Origin of the sequence: Cellulomonas sp. NS3, from assembly GCF_024757985.1 — a bacterium.
GTDB lineage: Bacteria > Actinomycetota > Actinomycetes > Actinomycetales > Cellulomonadaceae > Cellulomonas_A.
The window spans coordinates 3105051-3126907 of record NZ_CP103289.1; the positions used below are offsets into that span (position 1 = coordinate 3105051).

Sequence of the window (21857 nt, forward strand, 5' to 3'; positions counted from 1 at the left end):
GAGGTCGCCGCGCGCCGGTAGCCGGGCGTGCGGGGCGGAGGGTCAGCGCGAGGCGCGCATCTCCGCGACGAGCGGGCACTGGAACGGGTCGCGGGCCTGCAGGCCGACCTCGTTGAGGTAGCGCACGACGATCCGGTACGACTGCATCAGCGTCGTCTCGGTGTAGGAGATGTTCTTCTCCGCGCAGAACTGGCGGACCATCGGCTGGACCTTCCGGAGCGCCGGGCTCGGCATGCTCGGGAACAGGTGGTGCTCGATCTGGTAGTTCAGGCTGCCCATGAACAGGTCGACCCCTCGCCCGCCCTTGATGTTGCGGCTGAGCAGCACCTGACGGCGCAGGAAGTCGATCTTCATCGACGCGGGGACGACCGGCATGCCCTTGTGGTTCGGCGCGAACGAGGCGCCCATGTAGACACCGAAGATGCCGAGCTGGACGCCGAGGAAGGCGAACGCCATGCCGACCGGGAGCAGCCAGAACACCAGGGCGAGGTACCCGCCGAGGCGCAGCGTCACGAACGCGATCTCGACGGGACGGCGCTTGACCTCGCCGCGCCCGAAGATCGTCTTGACGCCGGAGATGTGGAGGTTGAGGCCCTCGAGGAGCAGGAGCGGGAAGAAGAACCAGCCCTGACGCTTCGCGAACCAGGCGGCGAGGCCGGTGCGCTCCTTGGTGAGGTTCTCGGTCGTGAAGACGAGGACGCCCGGGTCGATGTCGCCGTCGACACCGAGGGTGTTGGGCTTCGCGTGGTGCTTGCTGTGCTTGTGGTTCCACCAGCCGTAGCTCATGCCGGCGTAGAGGTTGGCGATCACGAGGCTGGCCCAGTCGTTCCAGCGGCCCGACTTGAAGATCTGCCGGTGCGCGGCGTCGTGTCCGAGGAACATGACCTGGCCGAGGACGACCGCGAGGACCGCTGCGACGACGAGCTGCCACCACGTGGGGCCGAGGAGCACGAACGCGGCGACCAGGCCGCCGAGCATCGCGGTGAGCACCGCGAAGCGGGTCCAGTAGTACGCGTAGCGGCGCTTCATGAGCCCCGCCTCCTGAACCATGCGGGTGAGCTCGGTGAACTCGCTCACCTGGCGCTCGCGCGGGCTGCGCGCGGCGGGGGCCTCGTCGGGGATGCGGCCGTCGTTCAGCGTGCTCGTCATAAAGGGAGCCTCGTGCTCATCGGGGGTGACGCGATGCCCGACAAGGCAGCACATCTGATCGGTCCAGCACACCATAGCCCGAGACTCTGTGCCATTCGGGGGTTTGCGTCGTGCGTCACGAATGTCCGGTCCGGATCTCAGCAGCCGGCCGCGCGCGGGGCGCGGGAGCAGGCGGGCGGGCGGCGTAGGTCGGGTCAGGAGAGACCCGACGACGCGTGGCGCAGGGCCGTGCGCTCCCGCTTCTCCGCGTACAGCGCGGTGTCCGCAGCGTGCATCCACGCCTCGACGTCCTCGCCGTGCCAGCGCGCGACGCCGGCGGACCACCCGATGCGCGCGCCGACGCTCAGCCGCTCGAGGAGCCGGCGGGCGCCGTCCTCGTCGGTCGACGGCAGCAGCAGCGCGAACTCGTCGCCACCGAGGCGGCCCAGGACGTCGCCCGCGCGCAGGACGGCCGCCCACGCGTGCGCCGTCCGCACCAGGGTCTCGTCGCCGGCGGCGTGCCCGTGCACGTCGTTGACCTGCTTGAAGCCGTCCAGATCGAGCAGCACGAGCGTGAGCGGGCGCCCGTCCCGGGCGGCACGAGCGAGCTCCTGCCCCGTGAGGGCGAGGAAGGCACGGCGGGAGAACGCCCCGGTGAGCGCGTCGTGCGTCGCGTCGAGGCGCAGGCGCGTGACCTTGTCGTTGAGCACCCCGCCGACCCCGCTCGCGGTCAGCACGAGGAACGTCCAGGTGGGCCAGGCGGACGGTGCGTCGGCGGCGGCGAGCCCGACCCGCAGGCCGACGGCGACGAGCACGAGGTGGGCGGCGAGCGCACGCCGGGTCTCGAACACGGCCACGAAGACCGCGAGCCACACGAACCCCAGCGCCGTGACCGCCGGCCCGGACTCGGTGGTCGAGGCGCCGACGCACACGGTCATGCCGACGGTGCCGAGAGCGAGCACCCCGTGCACGTGCGCGACGCGGGTGCGCGCGGTGCGCCACCGCAGCCAGGTCCCGAGGCCGGCGGCGAGCGCCCCGAGCGCGGCGTCGAGCGCGCGCGGCGCCGTCGGGCTGAACGGCACGAGCGCGGTCAGGAGGCACACGGCGGCGGTGAACAGCAGGCCCGTGCTGAGCGCGCGGACCTCGCTCGCGCGCGCGAGGCGGCGCGGCGGACGGGTCGGTCGCATCGTGCCCGCTCCTCTCGCTCGCACGTCGGCGTCGAGGTGCCCCATCGGCAGCGACGCGCCGGACCTGACCGGTGCGGGGGCTGCCGGAGCGCGAGGCCGCGGACCGCGCGAAGGAGCTCGAGCGCATCGAGCGGGACCTGCGCCGCGGGTCCGGCACGTCGTCGCGCCGCTCGGGCACGTCCCGACGGTCGAGCACGTCGAGCCCGCTGGACAGCTTCCTGCGGTCCGCCGGGACGCAGCTCGGGCGCGAGATCACCCGGTCGATCTTCGGGACGCGCCGGCGCTGAGGCGTCTCCTCCCCCGCTCCTCGGCCCGCGGCGGGCTCGGGCGCGCGGTCGCCTGCCCTGCACCGCAGCCCGCGGACCCCTGACGTGCGGGGCCGCCGGTCCCGGGTCTCAGCCCGCGGTGGACGCGGGTGCGGGCGTGCGGTCCACCGGAGCGGCCTCGGGAGCGGTCGGGCCGCCGACCGCGGGAGGCGCGGGCGTGCGTCCGACCGTGACGACGACGACCAGCCCGACGAGCGTGAGCCCGGCGCCGACCCACGCGGGTGCGAGGTAGCCGAGCCCGCCGGCGATGACCAGCCCGCCGAGCCACGCGCCGCTCGCGTTGCCGAGGTTGAGCGCCGAGTGGCACAGCGCGGCACCGAGCGACGGAGCGGCCGGGGAGACGTCCATGAGCCGGGTCTGCAGCGAGATCCCGAGGATCTGCGACGAGACGCCGAGCGCGACGATCGACGCGACGGCGAGCACGGGGCTACGACCCGTGAGCCCGAGCGCGCACAGCACCACGCCCGTGCTCACGAAGCCGACGAGCACGGTGCGCAGCACGGCCCGGTCGGCGAGGAGCCCGCCGACGAGCGTCCCGACGGTCATGCCGACGCCGAACAGGGCGAGGACGAGCGGGACCGTGGCCTCGCGCAGCCCGGTGACCTCGGTGAGCAGCGGCGAGACGTACGAGTAGACGGCGAACATGCCGCCGAAGCCGATCGAGCCGGCGCCGGCCGCGATCCACAGGCTCCGGTTGCGCAGCGCCGCGAGCTCGGTGCGCACGCTCGTGCCGTCGCTCACGGGCAGCCCCGGCGTCCAGCGCAGCAGCGCGCCGAGCGTCACGAGCCCGAGCACGCCGACGAGCCCGAACGCGAGGCGCCACCCGAGCTGCTGGCCCACGACCGTGGACAGCGGGACGCCGACCACGTTCGCGATCGTCAGCCCGGCCATCATCATCGAGACGGCCTGGCCGCGGCGCTCGGCGCCGACGACGTGCGTGCCCATGACCGCGCCGACCCCGAAGAACGCCCCGTGCGGGAGCCCGGCGACGAACCGGGCGACGACCAGCCAGCCGAGGCTCGGGGCGAACGCGGCGAGCACGTTGGCGGCCGTGAACGCGGCCATGAGCCCGAGCAGGAGCGTCCGGCGGTCGACGCGCGCGGCGAGGGTCGTCAGCAGCGGGGCGCCGATCACGACGCCGAGCGCGTACGCGGTGATGACCCAGCCGGTCGTCGGGATGCTCGCCCCGAGGTCGCGCGCGACGAGCGGCAGGAGACCCATCGTCGCGAACTCGGTCGTGCCGATGCTGAAGCCGCCGAGCGCGAGTGCGAGGAGCGCGGGCCGCGTCCGGTGGGGACCCGCAGCACCGGGGCCGGCACCCCGGCCTCGTGCCGGCCGCCGGCCCGGGGTCGCGGGGGGTGCGGTGGCGGAGCCGGGCGGCGCCGTGTCGATCAGGTGGTCCACGGGTGCTCCTCGGGTGGCGGCCGGGAACCCGTGGTGAGGGGTGCCCGATCTGTCTCGAATCGATTCGATCTCGCCGAGCGCAACTCCGTCGTCCACTGCGGTGATGTCCGGCCAGGCTACCCCGCGTGCGCGGCGATCAGCCAGATGGCGCTCGCGCCGGCCTCGCCGAGCTCGACCGCGCGCTCCTCCTCGGGCGCACCGCCGAGCGGTGCCCGCACCCGGACCGCCACCACGCCGGCGGCAGGCCGGAGCGCGACGACGTGCACGCGCGCGTCGAGCACGAGCCCGACCGACGCGAGGTACCGCAGCAGCTCGGGGTCGGCGTCGGAGATGCGGGCGACGACCCAGTCCCCCGCCTCCAGCCCCCACAGCACGTGCGCCGCGGGCGCCGGCACCGCGCCGTCGCGCGTCGGGATCGGGTCGCCGTGCGGGTCGCGGGTCGGGAAGCCCAGGCGCGCGTCGATCCGGTCGATCAGGAGGTCCGAGACCGCGTGCTCGAGCACCTCGGCCTCGTCGTGCACCTCGTCCCAGCCGTAGCCGAGCTCGTCCACCAGGAACGTCTCGAGCAGCCGGTGCCGGCGCACCATCGCGACCGCGTGCGCGCTCCCCGCCTCCGTGAGCTCGACCGCGCCGTAGCGCGCGTGCGACACGAGCCCCTGCTCACCGAGCCGGCGGACCGTCTCCGAGACCGTCGACGGCCCCACGCCGATCCGCTCGGCGAGCATCTTGGTCGTGACCGGCGCGTCGGACCACTCCTGCGCGGACCAGATGACCTTGAGGTAGTCCTGCGCGACGGACGTCAGCGCGCTCGGCTCGGGACTCACGGCGCCAGCCTAGGGGCGACGAGCTCGCGGTCCGCCGCGGCGGTCCCGGCCTCCGCGCCGTCCTGCGACGAGCGTGACGACCGCGACGAGCGCCGCAGCAGCCCCGTGCGCGGCGCGAACGCGTACGCCGCGGTGAACACGATCCCCTGCGCGACGACGACCATGCCCGCGCTCGACGCGTCGAGGTAGTAGCTCGCGTAGAGCCCGACGACCGCGCACGCGCCCGCGAGGACCGGCGCGATCACGAGCATGCGGCTCATGCGCTCGGTCAGCAGGTAGGCCGTCGCCCCCGGGATGATGAGCATCGCGACGACGAGCACGACGCCGACCGCCTGGAGCCCGACGACGACCGTGACCGCGAGCAGCCCGAGCAGCAGCCCGCCGAGCACGCGCGGGGAGATCCCGACGGCGTGCGCGTGCGTGCGGTCGAACGCGTAGAGGGTGAGGTCCCGGCGCTTGAGCACGAGCACCGCGAACGTCAGGACCCCGAGCCCGACGACCTGCACGATGTCGACGTCCGCGACCCCGAGGACGTTGCCGAACAGGATGTGGCCGAGGTCGACCTGGCTGGGCGTCGTCGAGACCAGCACGATGCCGAGCGCGAACAGCGTCGTGAACACCACGCCGATCGACGTGTCCTCGCGCAGCCCCGACGTCTCGCGGACGAGCCCGATGAGCGCGACCGCACCGACCCCGAAGACGAGCGCCCCGACCGCGAACGGCAGCCCCACGAGGTAGGCGAGCACCACGCCGGGAAGCACCGCGTGGGCGACGGCATCCCCGAGCAGCGACCACCCGATCAGCACGAGCCAGCACGACAGCAGCGCGCACACGACCGCGGCGACCCCCGTGACGAGCAGCGCGCGCTGCATGAACTCGTACCCCCACGGCGCGGCGAGCCAGTCGAGCACGGGAAGGGCGCTCATCGGGTCCCTCCGAAGGCCAGGGCGAGGTTCTCGGGCTGCAGGACGACCTCGGGGGCACCGCGCACGAGCACGCGCCGGTGCAGCAGGACCGCGTCGTCCGCGAGCGCCGGCAGCCCGGCGAGGTCGTGCGTCGAGACGAGCGCGGAGACCCCGTCGGCGACGAGCTCGCGCAGCAGCGCCGTGACGGAGGCCTGCGACGAGACGTCGACGCCCGCGAACGGCTCGTCGAGCAGCAGGACCTGGGCCTCCTGCGCGAGGCACCGCGCGACGAACGCGCGCTTGCGCTGACCGCCCGACAGCCGCCCGATCTGCCGGTCCGCGAGCGCGCTCAGCCCGACCCGGTCGAGCGCGAGGTCGACGGCGTCCCGGTCGCCCGCGCGCAGGCGGCGCAGCGGCCCCAGGCGCCCGTACCGGCCCTGCGCGACGACGTCGCGCACCGAGAGCGGGAACGTCCAGTCGACGTCCTCGGCCTGCGGGACGTACCCGAGCAGCGCCCGGCGCCGCGCCTGCGCGCCGTCGTGGCCGAGCACCTCGACGGTCCCGGCGTCCGGGCGGACGATGCCCATCACCGCCTTGAGCAGGGTCGACTTGCCCGAGCCGTTGGTCCCGACGAGACCCGTGAGCCGGCCCGCCTCGACGACGAGGTCGACACCGTCGAGCGCGAGCACGTCGCGGTAGCGGACGGTGAGCCCGCGGACCGCGAGCGCCGGGGTCGACGCCGCGCCGGCCGCGCCCGTCGTCACCCTCGTGCCGGTCGTGCCCGTCGCGCCGGTCATGACGCCTCCTCGCCGGCCAGGCCCTCGATGATCACGTGGACGTCGTGCTCGAGCAGGTCGAGGTAGGTCGGGACGGGGCCGTCGGGCTCCGAGAGGGAGTCGACGTAGAGCACCCCGCCGAGCCGCGCCCCGGTCTCCCGTGCGACCTGCTCCTGCGCGGTCGGCGACACGGTCGACTCGCAGAAGACCGCCGGGACGTCGCGGTCGCGCACGAGGTCGATCGCGCGCGCGACCTGCTGCGGCGTGCCCTGCCGCTCGGCGTTGACCGGCCACAGCGACGCCTCGGCGAGCCCGGCGTCGCGCGCGAGGTAGGAGAACGCGCCCTCGCACGTCACGAGCGCGCGTCGCTCGGGCTCGAGCCCGGCGAGCTCGTCGCGCAGGCGCTCCCCCAGCGCGGTGATCCGCTCGGTGTAGGCGGTGGCGTTCGCGCGGTAGTCGGCGGCGTGCGCCGGGTCGAGATCGGCGAGGGCGCGCTCGATGTTGGCGACGTAGGTCGCGGCGGCGTCGGGCGACATCCAGGCGTGCGGGTTGGCGTGCCCCTCGGCGGCGCCGCTCGCGATCGGCAGCGTGGCGATGCCGTCGGTCAGCGTGACGTGGGGCGCGCCGACGCGGTCGACGAAGCGGTCGAACCACGCCTCGAGGCCGAGCCCGTTGTCCAGCACGAGGTCGGCGTCCTGCGCGCGGCGCAGGTCGTCGGGCGTCGGCTCGTAGCCGTGGATCTCGGCGCCGACCTTGGTGACGGACTCGACGCGCACGTGCCCGCCGCCGACGACGCGCGCCATGTCGGCGAGGACCGTGAACGTCGCGAGCACGACCGGGCGGTCGTCGTCGGGCGCGGCGACCGCTGCGGCGCGCTCCCCCGCACCCGCGGGCGCGCACCCGCTCAGCGCGAGTGCTGCGGCGCTCGCGAGCAGCGCGGCGCATCGCATCGTGGCCGTGCGAAACCGAGAGTTCGGCATGCCGAACATCCTGCCACTCCCCGGGCGGGGCGCCACCGGTGCGGCGCGCCGAGCGGGCCGCTCAGCGCGCGGGGGCCGAGCGCCCCCGCACCCGCCGTCAGGAGGCCGGGTCCGCGGCCGCGTCGTCGGCGAGCTCGTCGGGCGCCGCCGAGACCGGCGCCGGACGCGGCCACGCGACCCGCGGCCCCACCGACACCGCGGCGTCGGTCCCGACCTGCACGAGCTGGTAGTCGAGGAGGCGCGCCTCGTCCGGGTCGAAGCGCAGGACGGTGAGCTCGGCGGTGCTGCGCAGCGGACCCACCGTGGGCTGGCCCGGGGCCGCGCCCGCGGTGCTCGCGCTGACGAAGCGGATCCCCGCCCCGACCTGCTCGGGCCCGGAGCGCACGTGCTTGTGCCCCGAGAGCTGGGCGGGCACGCAGCCGCGCTCGAGCGCCGCGTCCCCGATGGGCGGGGTGTGGATGAGCAGGAGGTCGACCCGCTCGTCCTCGCACGCGACGTCGGCGAGCCGCTCGCGCGCCTCGCTGGGTGACTCGGCGCTCGACCGCGAGGTGCCGGCGCCGATCCGGGTCTCGCGCGGGTCCCGGTCGCCGAGGATGCGGACGCCGGCGACCTCGACGACCTCGCCGCCGAGGACCGTCGCGCCCGCCTTGCGGTACGCGGCCTCGGTCTCGCGCGAGTCGTGGTTGCCCGGCGACACCACGACCGGCACGCCGCCCGCGGCCCGCGCGAACGTCGTCACGCAGTACTGCTCGACAGCGGTGCCGTCGATGGTCGTGTCGCCGCCGTCGAGCAGCACGTCGGCCTCGGAGAGCTCGACGAGCGCGCGGATCACCGGGGCCATCCCGACGTTGCAGTGCAGGTCCGTGACCAGCACGAGCACGACCGGCTCGGCGGCCTCGTCGTCCTCCTGCGCGTCCTGGGCGTCGCCGGTCCGGGTCGGGGTGGCCGACGGGCTCGGCGACGCCTCCGGGGTGTCGCGGCTCGCAGGCGCGCCCTGCGCGGGGGCCACGGACGCGGCGTCCGCCGCCGGGGGGCTCGACGGCGTCGCCGGGGCGCCGTCCGGCACCGTGAACGCGGCCTGCTCGGCGTGCGCCGCCTCGATGCGCGCCGAGCGCTCGGCCCACGCCTCGTCGAGCGACTGCTCGGCGCGCGCGTAGAACTCGGTGTTCGAGCGGTAGGCCTCGACCGCGTAGGAGCCGTAGGTGTCGATGACCCCGCCCAGCCGGCCCGTGACCCGGGCGCCCTCGAGCGGGGTGCCCGCGAACACCGCGGACGCGACGGGCTGCGACTCGTGCGCACCGCCCCCGGTGCTGGCCGTCAGCACCCCCAGCCCGACCACGACGACCGTGCCGCCCGCGACGAGCCGGCGCGCCTGCGGGGCGAGCGCCGCCGCGAGCTCCTCGCGGCGCGCGTGACCGAGCAGCAGGCGGCCGAGCGCGACGAGCACGGTGACCACCGCGAGCGCCCCGAGGGTGCGCCACAGCGCGTCGGTCACGAGGGCGCGCACGGCGTCCTGCAGCGTCGCCTGCGGACCCGCGAAGAACTGCAGGTACCCCTGCAGGTCGCTGCTCAGCGCGGTCAGCGTCGTCGCCGGGTCGACCGCGGTGACGCCCGACGGGATCTCCCGGACCGTCACCCGCGCGCCCAGGCCGAGGGGCACCGGGGAGTCGATCTCGAGCGTGCCGAGCGGGCCCAGGTCGAGCGTGACCGTGCCGTCGGTCGTCACGTCGTAGCGCGCCTCGTGCGGCCCGAGGCTCCCGTCGGCGGTCGCCGTCGTGACCCCGAAGACGAGCGACCCGAGCAGCACGAGCAGCGCCGGCACCCCGAGGCGCAGCCAGGCCGGCAGCCGGGGGGCGGTGTCCTCGCGCGCCGGCGCGTCGTCCGCGGGCAGGTGCGCCGCGGGGTCGGGCCGGGTCATGCGTCGAGCCTAGGTCGGGCCCACGGGCCGATCGAGCGCGGCGCCGGGTGGACCTGCGGGTGGAACCCCGTGCGCCGCACGGCCGCGTGCCGGGCGGTGCGGGGAGCGGTGCGTGCGGGGACCGGCCCGCGGGCGGACCGGTCTCCGTCCGGCCGGCTCAGCGGCGCGAGTCCCGCCACGCGACCCACTCGTGGGTCAGCGACAGGTCGAAGTCCGGTCCCCCGGCGCTCACGGTGAACAGCGTCACGCCGGCCGCGACGAGCTCGTCCGCGACCTCACCCGGGGGCGCCTGCACGGCGACCGAACGCTCGACCTGCGACGCGTCACGCCCGACGGCCTCGCCGTGCTCGTCGAGGATCGCGCTCTTGCGCCGCAGCGTCTCGACGTCGCCGAACGAGTGCCACGCGTCGGCGTGCTGCGCGACGATCCGCAGCGTCTTCTTCTCGCCGCCGCCGCCGATGAGGATCGGGATGTCCCGCGTCGGCACCGGGTTCGACTTCTGCCACCGCGCCTTGATCCGCGGCAGCGCCTCACCGAGGTCCGCGATCCGCGAGCCGGCGGTCCCGAACTCGTAGCCGAACTCGTCGTAGTCCTTCTCGAACCAGCCCGCGCCGATCCCGAGGATCAGGCGCCCGCCCGAGATGTGGTCGACCGTCCGGGCCATGTCCGCGAGCAGCTCGGGGTTGCGGTAGGAGTTGCAGGTCACGAGCGCACCGATCTCGACGCGGCTCGTCTGCTCGGCCCACGCGCCCAGCATCGTCCAGCACTCGAAGTGCTTGCCGTCCGGGTCGCCGTAGAGCGGGAAGAAGTGGTCCCAGTTGAAGATGATGTCGACGCCCGCGTCCTCGGCGGCGCGGACGGCGTCGCGGAGCTGGGCGTAGTCGGCGTGCTGCGGCTGGAGCTGGACCCCGATGCGGATGTCATGCGTCATGCGAGCGACCCTAGGGCCCGCGCGCGGGTGCCACATCTCGCGCGGGCGCGGTCGGGCGCACGGCCCGGGGCCCCGGCCGACGACCCGGCGCCGGCGGTCCTACTGGTACGTGACCAGGTCCGGGACCGGCTGGACCTGCATGGTCTGCACCGGGTCGAGCATGGGCACGTCCTCGTCGTAGAAGTTCTTCCAGCCCCACCGCAGCTGGGGCTGGGCACCCTCGCGCAGACGCGCCCACGTGCCGGCCTTCGCGGGCTGGCCGCCCTGGCCGTCGACGTGCACGAGCAGCGCGAGCTCGTCGTGGCTCAGGTCGAGCCGCTCGCGCTCGGTGATCATGCGCGGCTGGAACTGGTGCAGGACGAGCATCTTCTGCGGCAGGGCCCGCTCGCGCGTGAAGGCCGCGAGCCACGCGATGACGGCGTTGACCTCGTCGACGCCGACGGACCCGATCTGGCGCAGGTGCACCTGGTCGGGCGCGAGGCGCCACTCCGGGTCGAGCGCGAGCCCGACGTGCGGCAGCGCGAGCAGCTCGGCGTACGCCTGGGCCTGCGTCACGAAGTCGGTGCGACCGGGCTGCAGGTCGAGGATCACGAGCATCCCGGCGGCCCCGGCGGCGTCCACGAGCGGGCGCAGGTCCTCGACCGCGCGGCGGCGCGAGTAGCTGCCGTCCGCCTCGGCGCCGCTCGACGCGATCGTCGCGATGATCTCGAGCGTCGGGACGACCGTGTCCGACGTCAGCGTCCGGTAGGGCGCGGCGTGGGCGTCGGCGCGCGCGAGCGTCGCGGGGACGTCCTGCTCGCCGAGCACGCCGAGCGCGCCGGTGCCGGGGGTGCCGTACAGGGCGACGTACCGCTTGCCGGGCTGGCCGGGGAGCGTGGGGAAGACGAGCTGGCCGCCGCCCGGCAGCTGCACCCCCGTGGCCGCCGACGCGACGCGGGGGGCGAGGAGCTCGGGGGTCCCGAACGCCGAGCCCAGCGCGAGCACGGCCTGCGGGGCGGCCGCAGCGAGGGCCTCGACGCTCGCGGCGGTCGCGCGCGGGTCGCCGCCGGGCACCACCGCGACCGGGACACCCGCGGCGCGCGCGGTCGCCAGCGCCGCGAGGTGCGTCGGCGAGCCGTCGGTCAGCACGAGCGCGCCGGAGGGTGCGGTGGGGCGGTCGACCCGCGGGAGGGCCCCGGACGCTCCCGTCGAGGGGCGGGCGGTGGGCGACGCGGCGTCGGCCGGCGCGTCCGGCACGAGCACCGCGGTCTGCTCCGCGGCGAGCCCGACGACCGCCTCGACCTCCTGGCCCGCGGCGACCGGCTGGACGGCGCCGAAGTCCGCGGCGGCGGCGTCCGCGAGCGCGTCCGGCAGCGCGTCGACCCCGTCGACCCCGGCGGCCGGGACGACAACGTCGACCCGGCTGCCCTCCGGCACGGTCGAGGACCCGAGCGTCAGCGCCGCATGGGTGCCGAGCCGCTCGAGCTCCGCGGCCAGGTCGGCGTCCGGCGCACCCGCGCCCGTGAGCAGCACCGGGGCACCGAGCCGGACCGCCGCCGACCCGGCGAGCAGCACCGCACGCGCGTCGTCGGCGGGGGCGAGGACGACCGCCGGCGCGGCCGTGAACAGCGCGCGGCTCGTCGCGAGCGCGACCGCCTCCGGTGCGCCGTCGGGCACGAGCGTCACCGGAGCGCCGGGGGCCTGCGCCTGCGCCGCGAGACGCTCGGACGACGGGCTCGCGCTCGCCCCGTCGGTCCGGCTGGGCCGCGGCGAGGGGTCCGCGGTGCAGGCGGCGAGCGCCACGACCGCCCCGGCGGCCACGAGCGCCAGCGCGGCACGGCCGGGGCGACGACGGCTCGGCACGGGCAGGTCGGCAGGTCCTCGGAACGGCACAGCACTCCCGGGTGACGAGGTCGTGGACGTCGCCACTCTAGGTCTCCGGGCACACCGGGGCAGACCGGGCGGTCGGCCGCCCGCGGCTCCTCGACGGCCACCTCGCCCGGGCGGCGCCCCGTCCGCCGGGAGAGGATCGGGCCATGGTCGACGAGCACAGCACCGCAGGGTCGTACGTCACGCAGGGCAGCGAGTTCACGCGCGACATGCGCTACATCGCGACCCGGATCACCGCGGACGGGCGCGACGGCTACCCCGTCGAGGCCGGCCGGTACCGCCTCGTCGTCGCGCGGGCGTGCCCGTGGGCGAACCGCTCGATCATCGTGCGGCGCCTGCTCGGGCTCGAGGACGCGATCTCGATGGGGGTGTGCGGCCCGACGCACGACGCGCGCTCGTGGACGTTCGACCTCGACCCCGGCGGCGTCGACCCGGTGCTCGGCATCGAGCGGATCCAGGACGCCTACCTCGCCCGGTTCCCCGACTACGACCGCGGCATCACGGTGCCCGCCATCGTCGACGTCGCGACCGGGGAGGTCGTGACGAACGACTTCGCCCAGATGACGCTCGACCTGTCGACCGAGTGGACGGCGTTCCACCGCGACGGCGCGCCGGACCTGTACCCGGACCCGCGCCGCGACGAGATCGACGACGTGATGCGCGGTGTCTTCCGGGACGTCAACAACGGCGTCTACCGGTGCGGGTTCGCGGGCTCGCAGGAGGCCTACGAGCGCGCCTACGACCGGCTCTTCGCCCGCCTCGACGCGCTCTCGGAGCGGCTCGCCACGCAGCGCTACCTCGTCGGCGACACCCTCACCGAGGCCGACGTGCGCCTGTTCACGACGCTCGCGCGGTTCGACGCCGTCTACCACGGGCACTTCAAGTGCAACCGGTCGAAGCTCACCGAGCTGCCGGTCCTGTGGGCGTACGCGCGCGATCTTTTCCAGACGCCTGGGTTCGGGGACACGACCGACTTCCAGCACATCAAGGAGCACTACTACGTGGTGCACGAGGACGTGAACCCCTCCCGCACCGTGCCGAAGGGGCCGGACCTGCGCGGGTGGCTCACGCCGCACCACCGCGAGCAGCTCGGCGGGCGCCCGTTCGGCGACGGCACGCCGCCCGGGCCCGTGCGACCGGGCGAGGAGGTCCCGGCCGCGCACACGGCCGCCGCGATGGCGGGCTGACCCGGGCGGGCGGTCGCCGCCGGTGGTCGACGGTCGGGCAGGGCGCTGACGCACGCCGACCGTTCTGCTACGTTCGCCCGGAACAAGCCCCCGGGGAGCGCAGGAGCGCTGAGAGTGCGGCCGGACACGCAGGTGTCCCACCCGCAGACCCGTGGAACCTGATCTGGTTCACACCAGCGTAGGGAGCAGGGCAGGTGTCGCCGGGTCCGCCCGTCGCCGCGTCCCGTCGGGCAGCCCCTCGGGCGACCCGTCGGGGGGTGCGCGCCCGGGCGGAGCCGTCGGTGCGCTCGCCGGGGGTCCGCACCGACGGTGAAGGACCGCCATGAACCCGACGCTCTCCCCTCCCCCGACCGCCCCTGCCGCGCCGGCCGTGCCGCCCACGCCCGCGACGCCCGCGCAGCTTGGGGTCGGTGCACGCTTCTCGCTGCACCCCATGACGTCGGACTTCGTGGAGGTGATCCTCGGGGCGCTCGCGGCGGGCGACGCGAGCCGGCTCGAGGTCACGACCGACGACGTGTCGACGTTCGTCCGCGGCCAGGAGGCCGACGTGCTGACCTACCTGCGCGACGTGATCGCGGCCGCCGCCTCCGGGGGCGTGCACGTCGTCGCGCAGGTGCTGCTCTCGCGCGGGTGCCCCGGCGAGGTCGCGTGCGAGCTGCCCGACGACGTCGTGCTGCACCCCGTCGACCTCCCCGCGCTGGCCCCCACCGGGCTGTGCGCGAGCGCGCACTGGGCGCTCTACCCGCTCGACGACGGCGGTCCCGACCCGCACGGGCGGGAGCGGACCGCGGACCACATGGCCGGCATCTACGCGGCGATCGACCGGGCCCGCGAGCGCGGCACGCTGACGAGGGGCGAGCACTTCGTGACCCGGCTCGACGGCGACCTCGCCGACGTGCTCGCGACGGTGGCCGACGGCTGGCTGCTCGTCGGGCGCGAGGTCCGGCACGTCACCACGCACGCGACGATCTCGCTGGGCTCGCCGAGCACGCCCGGCACGTCCGGCACAGGCACGTCCGGCGCGTCCGGCGCGTCCGGCACAGGCACGTCCGGTGCGGCCGACGAGGACGCCCGATGAGCGCCCCGGCCGCCGCGGCCCGTCCCCCGGCGACGCCCCGCCGGCGGGGGCTGACGCTCCAGGAGCTCGTGCTCGTCGCGGCGCTGGGCGTCGTCTTCGGCTTCCTGTACTGGGCGCTCGTGCAGGCGTGGGCGTGGCTCCAGCTCGCGATGGGCCCGCTCGGCGACCTCGCCCAGCACGTCCTGATCGGCGGCTGGATGGTCGTCGCGCCGCTCGCGCTGTACGTCGTGCGCAAGCCCGGGGTCGGCATCGTCGCGGAGCTGCTCGCGGCGACCATCGAGGTCGTCTTCCTGGGCTCGCCGATCGGGCCGATGCTGCTCCTCGTCGGGTTCGTGCAGGGCGCGGGCGCCGAGCTCGCGTTCGCGGCGACCCGGTACCGGCGCTACGGGTGGGGCGTCTTCGTCGCGTCGGGCGTGACCGCGGCGCTCGCGAGCCTCGCGCTCGGGACCGTGCGGTTCGGGTGGCTCGCGCAGGACTGGTTCGCCTACCGCGTCGGGCTCGAGGTCGTCAGCGGGATCGTGCTGAGCGGGATCCTGGCCAAGGTCCTCGGGGACGCGCTGCTGCGCACGGGCGTGCTCGACAACCACGCGATCGGGCGCGCGGCCCGTGCCGCCCGCGGCCGGGACGGCGCCGACCCCGGCGGTGCGCCCGCACCCGCCCCGCAGCAGGCCGGCGCGTGATCGAGGTCCGCGGGCTCTCGGTGCGCTTCCCGCGCGCCGAGGGCCCGGTCCTGCGGGGCGTCGACCTCGACGTCGCCGAGGGCGAGCGGGTGCTCCTGCTCGGGCCGTCGGGCTCGGGCAAGAGCACGCTGCTGCGCGTGCTCGCGGGCATCGTGCCGCAGACCGTGGATGCCGACGTGTGGGGCTCGGTGCGCGTCGCGGGGGAACCGGTGGTCGTCGACCCGGCGCTCCCGGGCGGCGCCGGGTCCGGGCACGATCCCGCGGTGACGGACGTCCCGACGCTCGCCCGGCGGGTCGCGACGCTGACCCAGAACCCGGCCGACCAGCTGTGCCTGCCGACGGTCCGGGACGAGGTCGCGTTCGCGCTCGAGAACCGCGCCGTCCCGGCCGAGGAGATTGGCCCGCGCGTGCACGCCGCCCTGGCGGCCGTCGGAGCCGGGCACCTCGCGGGCCGGCGCACGAGCGAGCTCTCGGGCGGCGAGGGCCAGCGGGTCGCGCTCGCGGCGGCGCTCGTCGCGGACCCGGACGTGCTCCTGCTCGACGAGCCGACGGCGCTGCTCGACCCGGTCGGCGCGCGCGGCGTCGCGGACGCGGTGCGCGCGTCCGGGGCCCGCACCTCGGTGCTCATCGAGCACCGCCTCGACGAGCTCGGCGAGCTCCCCGGCCGGCTCGTGGTGCTCGACGCGCACGGCGGCGTGCGGGCCGACGGCGCGACCGCCGAGGTCGTGCTCGACGAGGCACGCGCGCTCGCCGCGGAGGGCGTCTGGCTGCCGCTCGCGGCCGAGCTGCGCGCCGCGGGCGTCACCTCGCTCGACGCGCTCGCCCCCGGCGCCGGGCCGGACGCGCCCGGCGCCGGGCTCCCCCGGACCACCGCCGCCCCGCTGCTGCGCGGGCACGCGCTCGGCGTCCGCCGGGGCGAGCGCCGGGTGCTCGACGGCGTCTCGCTCGACGTGCACGCCGGCCGCGTGACCGCGGTCCTCGGGCTCAACGGCTCGGGCAAGAGCACGCTCCTGCACGCGCTCGCCGGGCTGCTGCCCGGCGGACCCGACTCGGGCACGGTCACCGGCGCGCGCGTCGGGATGGTCTTCCAGCAGCCCGAGCACCAGCTGCTCGCCCGGACGGTGCACGCCGAGATCGCGTACGGCCCGCGCCGCGCCCACCTGCCCGACGTGGACGAGCGGGTCGAGCGCGCGCTGCGCGAGCACGTGCTCGACGGTCTGGCGGACCACGACCCGTTCCGGCTCTCGGGCGGTCAGCAGCGGCGGCTCTCGCTCGCCGCGATGGCGGTGTGCGACCACGAGGTCCTCCTCGCCGACGAGCCGACGTTCGGCCAGGACCGCCGCACGACGCGCGCGACCGCCCGGGCGCTGACCGCGCTCGCCCGCGAGGGCCGGGGCGTGGTGCTCGTGACGCACGACCTGCGGCTCGCCGGGCTCGTCGCCGACGAGGTCCTCGTGCTGCACGCCGGCCGGGTGCTCGCGCACGGGCCCGCCGCCGCGGTGCTCGCGGACGACGACGTGCTCGCGCGCGCGGGCCTGCGGCTGCCCCCGCTGCTCGCCGCGTGGCGCTCGACCGGTCTGCCGCTGCGGCCCCTGCTCGCGGCGCTCGACGCGCGGACGGCGGGCTCCCCCGCGGCGCAGCCGGAGCGTGCCGCGTGAGCGGCCCGGGGTTCGGCCGGCCGCTCGCGCACGACTCGGTGCTCCACCGGCGCAACCCGACCGTCAAGCTCGCGGTCCTGCTCGTCGTCTCGACGGTCGTGCTCGCGGTCGTCGACCCGTGGACGCCGCTCGCGCTGTGGGGGATCGCGCTCGTCGCGGTCGCGTGGGCCGGGCGCGTCCCGTGGCGGCTCCTCGCGCGTGCGCAGCTGCTGTTCGGGCCGTTCGCGCTGAGCATCCTCGCGGTGAACAGCGTGACACGCGACGGGCCGGTCGTCGGCGTGCTCGGGCCGTTCGAGGTCACCGGACCCGGGCTCACGATCGGGCTCTCGCTGCTGGTGCGCACGCTGCTCGTCGGGACGCTGTCCGTGGCGTTCGTGCTGACCACGGATGGTGCGCGCCTCATGACGAGCCTGCACCAGCACGCGCGGCTCGGTGCGCGACCGACCTACGCGGTCCTCGCGGGGTACCGGATGCTCGAGCAGCTCCCCGAGCGGTGGACGACGATCCGGCTCGCGCAGGCGGCGCGGGAGCCGGCGCGCGGGGACCGCCGCGGGGCGACGCCGGCCTCGGGTCACCGTGGTCGTTCCCGGGCCGACGGCGGACGGCGGCTGCCCGCCTCGCCCCGGGCGCTGGCCCGGGCGGCGTTCACGCTGCTCGTCGTGACGCTCCGCCAGGCCGAGCGGATGGCTGTCGCGATGGAGACCCGTGGGCTCGGCGCCGGGCCGCGCACGGTGCACGCCCCGGTCGCGCTCGACCGCCGGGACGCGGCGTTCGCCGCGGTGACGGTCGGTGTGTGCGTCGCGGTGATCGCGGCGGCCGCCCGGCTCGGTGTGCTCGCGTCGTGGGGCTCGGCGCTCGCCTGACGCGCCCCCGCGCGCGGCGCCGGAGCCACCCGGCGCCGCGCGGTGCCGGGCTCAGGCCGCCGTCGTCACCGAGATCGCGTTGCGCCACGGGTCCTCGAAGCGCAGCGTCGCGCCGTCGTGCCGCACCGCGACGTCGTGGAACGCGAGCCGCGAGGTGAGCGCCGCGACGTCGTCGGCGGTCGGGACGACGACGGCGACCTCGCCGAGACCCAGCGACGACGCGCGCGGTCCCGCGCCCGCGCTGTTCCAGGTGTTCATCGCGAGGTGGTGGTGGTAGCCGCCCGCCGAGACGAACAGCGCGCCGTGCCAGTCGGCCATGACGTCGAAGCCCAGCGCGTCGACGTAGAAGCCGCGGGCGGCGGCGACGTCGCCGACCTGGAGGTGCACGTGCCCGACCGTCGCGCCGCCCGTCGCCGGCGCCGCGGCGTCGTCGAGGTGGTCACGCAGGAAGGCGTTCGGGTCGAGGCGCAGGGAGTCCATCTGCACGCGCCCGTCCGGCCCGTACGACCACAGCGAGCGGCTGCGGTCCCAGTAGAGCTCGACGCCGTTCCCCTCGGGGTCGGTGAGGTAGAACGCGAGCGAGACGAGGTGGTCGGCGCTGCCGGTGTAGGTGTGCGGGAAGTGCTGGGCGACGGACGCGAGCGTCGCGGCGAGCGTGGCCCGGTCGTCGAACAGCAGCGCCGTGTGGAAGAGGCCCGCGGAGCCGCGCTGGGCCCGCGGGAGATCCGGCGTGTGCCGCAGGATCACGAGCGGGCGCCCGGCGCGGCCGAGCGTCACGACGTCGGGCCGGTCGGTGCCGAGCAGGCGCGCGTCGGGGTGCTCCAGGACCTCGAGCGCGAGGCCGTCGCGGTAGTAGCGCGTCTGCAGGTCGAGGTCGGCGACGAGCAGCGTCACGGCGTCCATGCCCGTGCCGGCGGCGATGGACTCGGTGGTCGGGGACTGCAGCACGCCGGGTGCGGCCTGCGTGGTGTGCGCCTTCATGGAGGTCCTCCTGCTCGGGTGCGTCCACATTAGTTGATGCTTCAATAAAAGGGAAGCGCGTGCGGGCGGTGCCCCGAGGTGCACCACACTGGTCCGCATGGACGAGCACCGACCGCCGCCCGGGAAGGCCGCGGGCTGGTACACCGATCCCCGCGGCGGCACGCAGCAGCGCTGGTACGACGGCGAACGGTGGACGGTCGCGACCCGCCCCGACCCCGCACGCACGCCCGAGGACCCCTACGCCGACCTCGAGCGCGCGCCCAGCAGCAACTACGCGGCCATCGCGGGCCTCCTGCTCGGGCTGCTCTCGCTCGGCTGGAACCCGTTCCTGGCGGTCGGGCTCGCGGGCTTCCTCGCGAGCCTGCTCGGGCGCCGGCGCGCGAGCGCGTGGGTCACGGAGGGCTACCGGCCCGAGGGTCAGCGCCGCGCGTCGTGGGGGCTCGCGCTCTCGGCGGCCGGCACGGTCGTCACGCTGCTGCTCGAGGGCGTCGTCCGCTGACGGCACGCGCCCGGGCCGTCGTGGCGGGCCGACGCGGGCGCCGGCCCGGCGCGCGGCCGACGCACCGACCGGTCACCGAGCCCGGCGCTGCCGTGCTCAGCGCTCGACCGGCCCGTCGCCCCGCTCGAAGTGGTTGTGACCGAGGCCCTGCAGGAACCGCGGCCCCTCCGCGGCGAGCTCGGCCTCGAACCGCGCGGCCCAGCCCGCGTAGGGCGCGCCCGAGAGCGCGTCGTTCGCGAACCGGCGGTCGTCGGTCACCTCGGTCACGCAGAATGCCGGGATGGTTAGATCCGTCACGGGCCCCCCGCGCTCGCACTCGGCGATCACGAGCGGACGGTTCGCGCCGCCGAACACGTCGACGACCCAGCCGTCCGACCCGAGCCAGATCGAGTAGCGGTTCTTCACGACCCGCGCCCCGCCGAGCCGGATCATCTGCAGCCCGACCGCGACGTCGATCTCCCGCTCCGCCTCGTAGCGGGTGCCCTCGTTCATCGGGCTCTTCACGGTCAGCGCGCAGAAGTCGACACGGTCCGCGAGCGCGTCGAGCACCGCGAGGTCGTCGTCCATCGCCTCGACCGGCACGACCGCGTCGCTGGCCTGGGCGCGCAGGCGGAGCGCGTACCCCTGCTCCGCGAGGTAGTAGCTCTGCACGATGAACGCGGGCGAGGGCTCCGCGAGCAGCTCCGCGGGCAGCTCCCGCACGAAGAACCGGCGCTCGAACTCGAAGTCGCCGTTGCCGCCGTCGCTCACGCCGTGGACCTCCGCAGCCTCGTGATCACGCCCCTTACCGTAGGTCCTCCTCTCAGGTGGCGGGACCCGAGCCGCGCGCGTACGACTGAGACATGAGTGATCAGACGACACCTCAGAACCCCACGGACCAGTACGACTCGGCGGAGCACCCGGCTGAGTCGATCGAGCACCCTGGCCGCACCCAGGACATGCCCGAGAAGCCCGACCACGGTGAGGAGTCGTACCGGGGCAGCGGACGCCTCGAGGGCAAGCGCGCCGTGATCACCGGCGGCGACTCCGGGATCGGGCGCGCGGTGGCCATCGCGTTCGCACGGGAGGGCGCGGACGTCCTCATCGCGTACCTCCCCGACGAGGAGGAGGACGCCCAGGAGACCGTCCGCTGGATCGAGGAGGCCGGCCGCAAGGCCGTGACCGTCCCCGGTGACATCCGCGACGAGGCGCACTGCCAGACGATCATCGACACCGCCGTGAGCGAGCTCGGCGGGCTCGACATCCTCGTCAACAACGCGGCGTATCAGATGTCCCAGGCGAAGAGTCTCGAGGAGATCACGACCGAGCAGCTCGACCGCGTCATGAAGACGAACATCTACGCGATGTTCTGGCTCAGCAAGGCTGCCCTGCCGCACCTGAAGCCCGGGTCGAGCATCATCAACACGTCGTCCATCCAGGCGTACCAGCCGAGCCCCGAGCTGCTCGACTACGCGACGACCAAGGCGGGGATCGTCAACTTCACGAAGGGCCTCGCGAAGTACCTCGCCGACAAGGGCGTGCGCGTGAACACCGTGGCGCCCGGGCCGATCTGGACGCCGCTGATCCCGGCGACCATGCCCGAGGAGAAGGTCGAGAGCTTCGGACAGCAGACGCCCATGGGCCGCGCGGGCATGCCTGCGGAGCTCGCACCCGCGTTCGTGTTCTTCGCGTCGCAGGAGTCGAGCTACGTCACGGGCGAGCGCCTCGGCGTCACGGGCGGTCAGCCGCTCGCCTGAGCCCGGCACCCGCCTCCGTCCCCGACCTCACCCGCCCGGGGACCGCGGAAGCGGTACCGGCGGGGCGCGTGCCCGCCCGCGCACCCCGCCGGTACCACTCCGAGCACAGCAGCACCACGAGCAGCACCTCGGCGACGTCGCCGCCGTAGTACATCCACTGCGCGGCCTGCTCCGCCTCGGCAGCAGGGTGCGCTGCGCCCGGCGGCAGCGTGCCCGCCTGCGCGTACAGGAGCTTCGCGAGGATGCCGTGCGCCGCGGCGGCGAGCACGAGGACGACCGCACGGACGCGGAGCGAGGGGCGCCCGGGCGCCGGGTCGGGCCCCACGAGGGACCACGCGAACAGGTACCCCGCGAGCACGAAGTGCACCTGCACGAGGTGGTGCACGGCGGGGACGTCGAGGGTCCAGGCGTAGAGCGGCGTGAGGTACAGCACCCACAGCCCTCCGACGTGCAGCAGCGCCGCGGTGACCGGGTGCCCGACGACGTGGACCGCGCGCAGGCGCAGCACCCGCGCGACCGGGCGCCGGGCCCGCGGGACGGCCCCGAGCAGCAGGCGCACGGGCGCACCCAGCACCAGGCCGAGCGGGGCCAGCATCCCGAGCACGAGGTGCTGGGCCATGTGACCGCGGGCACCACCCCCCAGGACCCCGTCGGCCGCGGGCGCGAGGGCGGTCGCCGCCAGCAGCGCCCCGGCCGTGAACGCCGCGGTCCGCCACCCGCTCCAGCCGCGCGGGCCGTGCGCCCGCAGCCGGGCCGCCCCCACGAGGTACGCGACGAGCAGCACGCCGACGACGACGGGCCCGACGACCGCAGGGTCGAGCACGAGGTCCCCGCCGTACCCCGGGTGATCGCCGTGCCCGGGTACGTGATCGTGGCCGCGCGCGGGTGCGGGCGCGTGGTCGTGCCCGCTGCTGCACCGCATGCCCG

The 21857-nt window shown here is 75.7% G+C and carries 21 protein-coding genes and 1 riboswitch; of the genes, 8 read left to right on the top strand and 13 right to left on the bottom strand.

Translation table 11 applies throughout. From position 1 onward, the window contains the following. Nucleotides 1-42: 42 nt before the first annotated feature. On the bottom strand, nt 43-1149 hold the full coding sequence (locus NXY84_RS14165) for a fatty acid desaturase family protein (RefSeq protein ID WP_258723719.1): 1107 nt from the start codon (nt 1147-1149) through the stop codon (nt 43-45). Between the two features lie 194 nt (nt 1150-1343). Beyond that, complete coding sequence (locus tag NXY84_RS14170; RefSeq protein ID WP_258723720.1) at nt 1344-2315, bottom strand: GGDEF domain-containing protein; 972 nt, start codon at nt 2313-2315, stop codon at nt 1344-1346. 71 nt (nt 2316-2386) lie between these two features. Between NXY84_RS14170 and NXY84_RS14175 the strand changes: the two genes are divergently transcribed. Next, nucleotides 2387-2602 carry a hypothetical protein gene (locus tag NXY84_RS14175; RefSeq protein ID WP_258727303.1) on the top strand — a complete coding sequence of 72 codons (216 nt, stop codon included), beginning with the start codon at nt 2387-2389 and terminating at the stop codon, nt 2600-2602. A gap of 108 nt (nt 2603-2710) precedes the next feature. Here the strand turns inward: NXY84_RS14175 and NXY84_RS14180 are convergent, their stop codons facing one another. The 8 genes from NXY84_RS14180 to NXY84_RS14215 all read right to left on the bottom strand — a co-directional run bounded on the left by NXY84_RS14180 (nt 2711) and on the right by NXY84_RS14215 (nt 12251). Further along, entirely contained in the window at nt 2711-4045 is a 1335-nt protein-coding gene (locus tag NXY84_RS14180; protein WP_258723721.1) for an MFS transporter, read from the bottom strand. A gap of 116 nt (nt 4046-4161) precedes the next feature. Further along, complete coding sequence (locus NXY84_RS14185) at nt 4162-4869, bottom strand: metal-dependent transcriptional regulator (protein ID WP_258723722.1); 708 nt, start codon at nt 4867-4869, stop codon at nt 4162-4164. Then, on the bottom strand, nt 4866-5795 hold the full coding sequence (locus NXY84_RS14190; protein WP_258723723.1) for a metal ABC transporter permease: 930 nt from the start codon (nt 5793-5795) through the stop codon (nt 4866-4868). The genes NXY84_RS14185 and NXY84_RS14190 overlap by 4 nt, the downstream gene beginning before the upstream one ends. After that, nucleotides 5792-6571 carry a metal ABC transporter ATP-binding protein gene (locus tag NXY84_RS14195; RefSeq protein WP_258723724.1) on the bottom strand — a complete coding sequence of 260 codons (780 nt, stop codon included), beginning with the start codon at nt 6569-6571 and terminating at the stop codon, nt 5792-5794. The genes NXY84_RS14190 and NXY84_RS14195 overlap by 4 nt, the downstream gene beginning before the upstream one ends. Beyond that, nucleotides 6568-7530 carry a metal ABC transporter substrate-binding protein gene (locus NXY84_RS14200; RefSeq protein ID WP_309484997.1) on the bottom strand — a complete coding sequence of 321 codons (963 nt, stop codon included), beginning with the start codon at nt 7528-7530 and terminating at the stop codon, nt 6568-6570. Before NXY84_RS14200 ends, NXY84_RS14195 begins: the two co-directional genes overlap by 4 nt. 97 nt (nt 7531-7627) lie before the next feature. After that, nucleotides 7628-9448, bottom strand: a complete 1821-nt coding sequence (locus NXY84_RS14205) for a metallophosphoesterase family protein (RefSeq protein ID WP_258723725.1) — start codon at nt 9446-9448, stop codon at nt 7628-7630. Nucleotides 9449-9605: 157 nt separating this feature from the next. After that, complete coding sequence (locus tag NXY84_RS14210) at nt 9606-10379, bottom strand: LLM class F420-dependent oxidoreductase (protein WP_258723726.1); 774 nt, start codon at nt 10377-10379, stop codon at nt 9606-9608. Nucleotides 10380-10478: 99 nt separating this feature from the next. Continuing rightward, on the bottom strand, nt 10479-12251 hold the full coding sequence (locus NXY84_RS14215; RefSeq protein WP_258723727.1) for a hypothetical protein: 1773 nt from the start codon (nt 12249-12251) through the stop codon (nt 10479-10481). A gap of 143 nt (nt 12252-12394) precedes the next feature. Here NXY84_RS14215 and NXY84_RS14220 point away from each other — a divergent pair, with 143 nt between their 5' ends. From NXY84_RS14220 to NXY84_RS14245, 5 genes are all read left to right on the top strand, one after another. Beyond that, nucleotides 12395-13435, top strand: a complete 1041-nt coding sequence (locus NXY84_RS14220; protein ID WP_258723728.1) for a glutathione S-transferase family protein — start codon at nt 12395-12397, stop codon at nt 13433-13435. A gap of 81 nt (nt 13436-13516) precedes the next feature. Then, nucleotides 13517-13639, top strand: a riboswitch (TPP riboswitch). 118 nt (nt 13640-13757) lie between these two features. Then, nucleotides 13758-14513, top strand: a complete 756-nt coding sequence (locus NXY84_RS14225; protein WP_258723729.1) for a Ykof family thiamine-binding protein — start codon at nt 13758-13760, stop codon at nt 14511-14513. Further along, nucleotides 14510-15193, top strand: coding sequence for an ECF transporter S component (locus NXY84_RS14230; RefSeq protein WP_258723730.1), 684 nt, complete (start codon nt 14510-14512; stop codon nt 15191-15193). Before NXY84_RS14225 ends, NXY84_RS14230 begins: the two co-directional genes overlap by 4 nt. Further along, nucleotides 15190-16851: an ABC transporter ATP-binding protein gene (locus NXY84_RS21760; RefSeq protein ID WP_309484998.1), complete on the top strand. Its 1662-nt coding sequence runs from the start codon at nt 15190-15192 to the stop codon at nt 16849-16851. Before NXY84_RS14230 ends, NXY84_RS21760 begins: the two co-directional genes overlap by 4 nt. Further along, entirely contained in the window at nt 16848-17714 is an 867-nt protein-coding gene (locus NXY84_RS14245; protein ID WP_258723731.1) for an energy-coupling factor transporter transmembrane component T family protein, read from the top strand. The genes NXY84_RS21760 and NXY84_RS14245 overlap by 4 nt, the downstream gene beginning before the upstream one ends. 51 nt (nt 17715-17765) lie before the next feature. On the opposite strand, the gene NXY84_RS14250 is transcribed toward NXY84_RS14245, so the two are convergent. Next, the gene (locus NXY84_RS14250) at nt 17766-18695 is read right to left on the bottom strand and encodes a VOC family protein (protein ID WP_258723732.1); all 930 of its coding nucleotides are present in this window, start codon (nt 18693-18695) and stop codon (nt 17766-17768) included. Nucleotides 18696-18792: 97 nt separating this feature from the next. Here NXY84_RS14250 and NXY84_RS14255 point away from each other — a divergent pair, with 97 nt between their 5' ends. Beyond that, nucleotides 18793-19194, top strand: a complete 402-nt coding sequence (locus tag NXY84_RS14255) for a DUF2510 domain-containing protein (RefSeq protein WP_258723733.1) — start codon at nt 18793-18795, stop codon at nt 19192-19194. 96 nt (nt 19195-19290) lie between these two features. On the opposite strand, the gene NXY84_RS14260 is transcribed toward NXY84_RS14255, so the two are convergent. After that, nucleotides 19291-19944 carry a hypothetical protein gene (locus NXY84_RS14260; protein ID WP_258723734.1) on the bottom strand — a complete coding sequence of 218 codons (654 nt, stop codon included), beginning with the start codon at nt 19942-19944 and terminating at the stop codon, nt 19291-19293. Nucleotides 19945-20036: 92 nt separating this feature from the next. Between NXY84_RS14260 and NXY84_RS14265 the strand changes: the two genes are divergently transcribed. Continuing rightward, nucleotides 20037-20930, top strand: coding sequence for an SDR family oxidoreductase (locus NXY84_RS14265; RefSeq protein WP_258723735.1), 894 nt, complete (start codon nt 20037-20039; stop codon nt 20928-20930). On the opposite strand, the gene NXY84_RS14270 is transcribed toward NXY84_RS14265, so the two are convergent. Further along, complete coding sequence (locus NXY84_RS14270) at nt 20905-21852, bottom strand: cytochrome c oxidase assembly protein (protein ID WP_258723736.1); 948 nt, start codon at nt 21850-21852, stop codon at nt 20905-20907. The genes NXY84_RS14265 and NXY84_RS14270 overlap by 26 nt on opposite strands. Nucleotides 21853-21857: the final 5 nt, after the last annotated feature.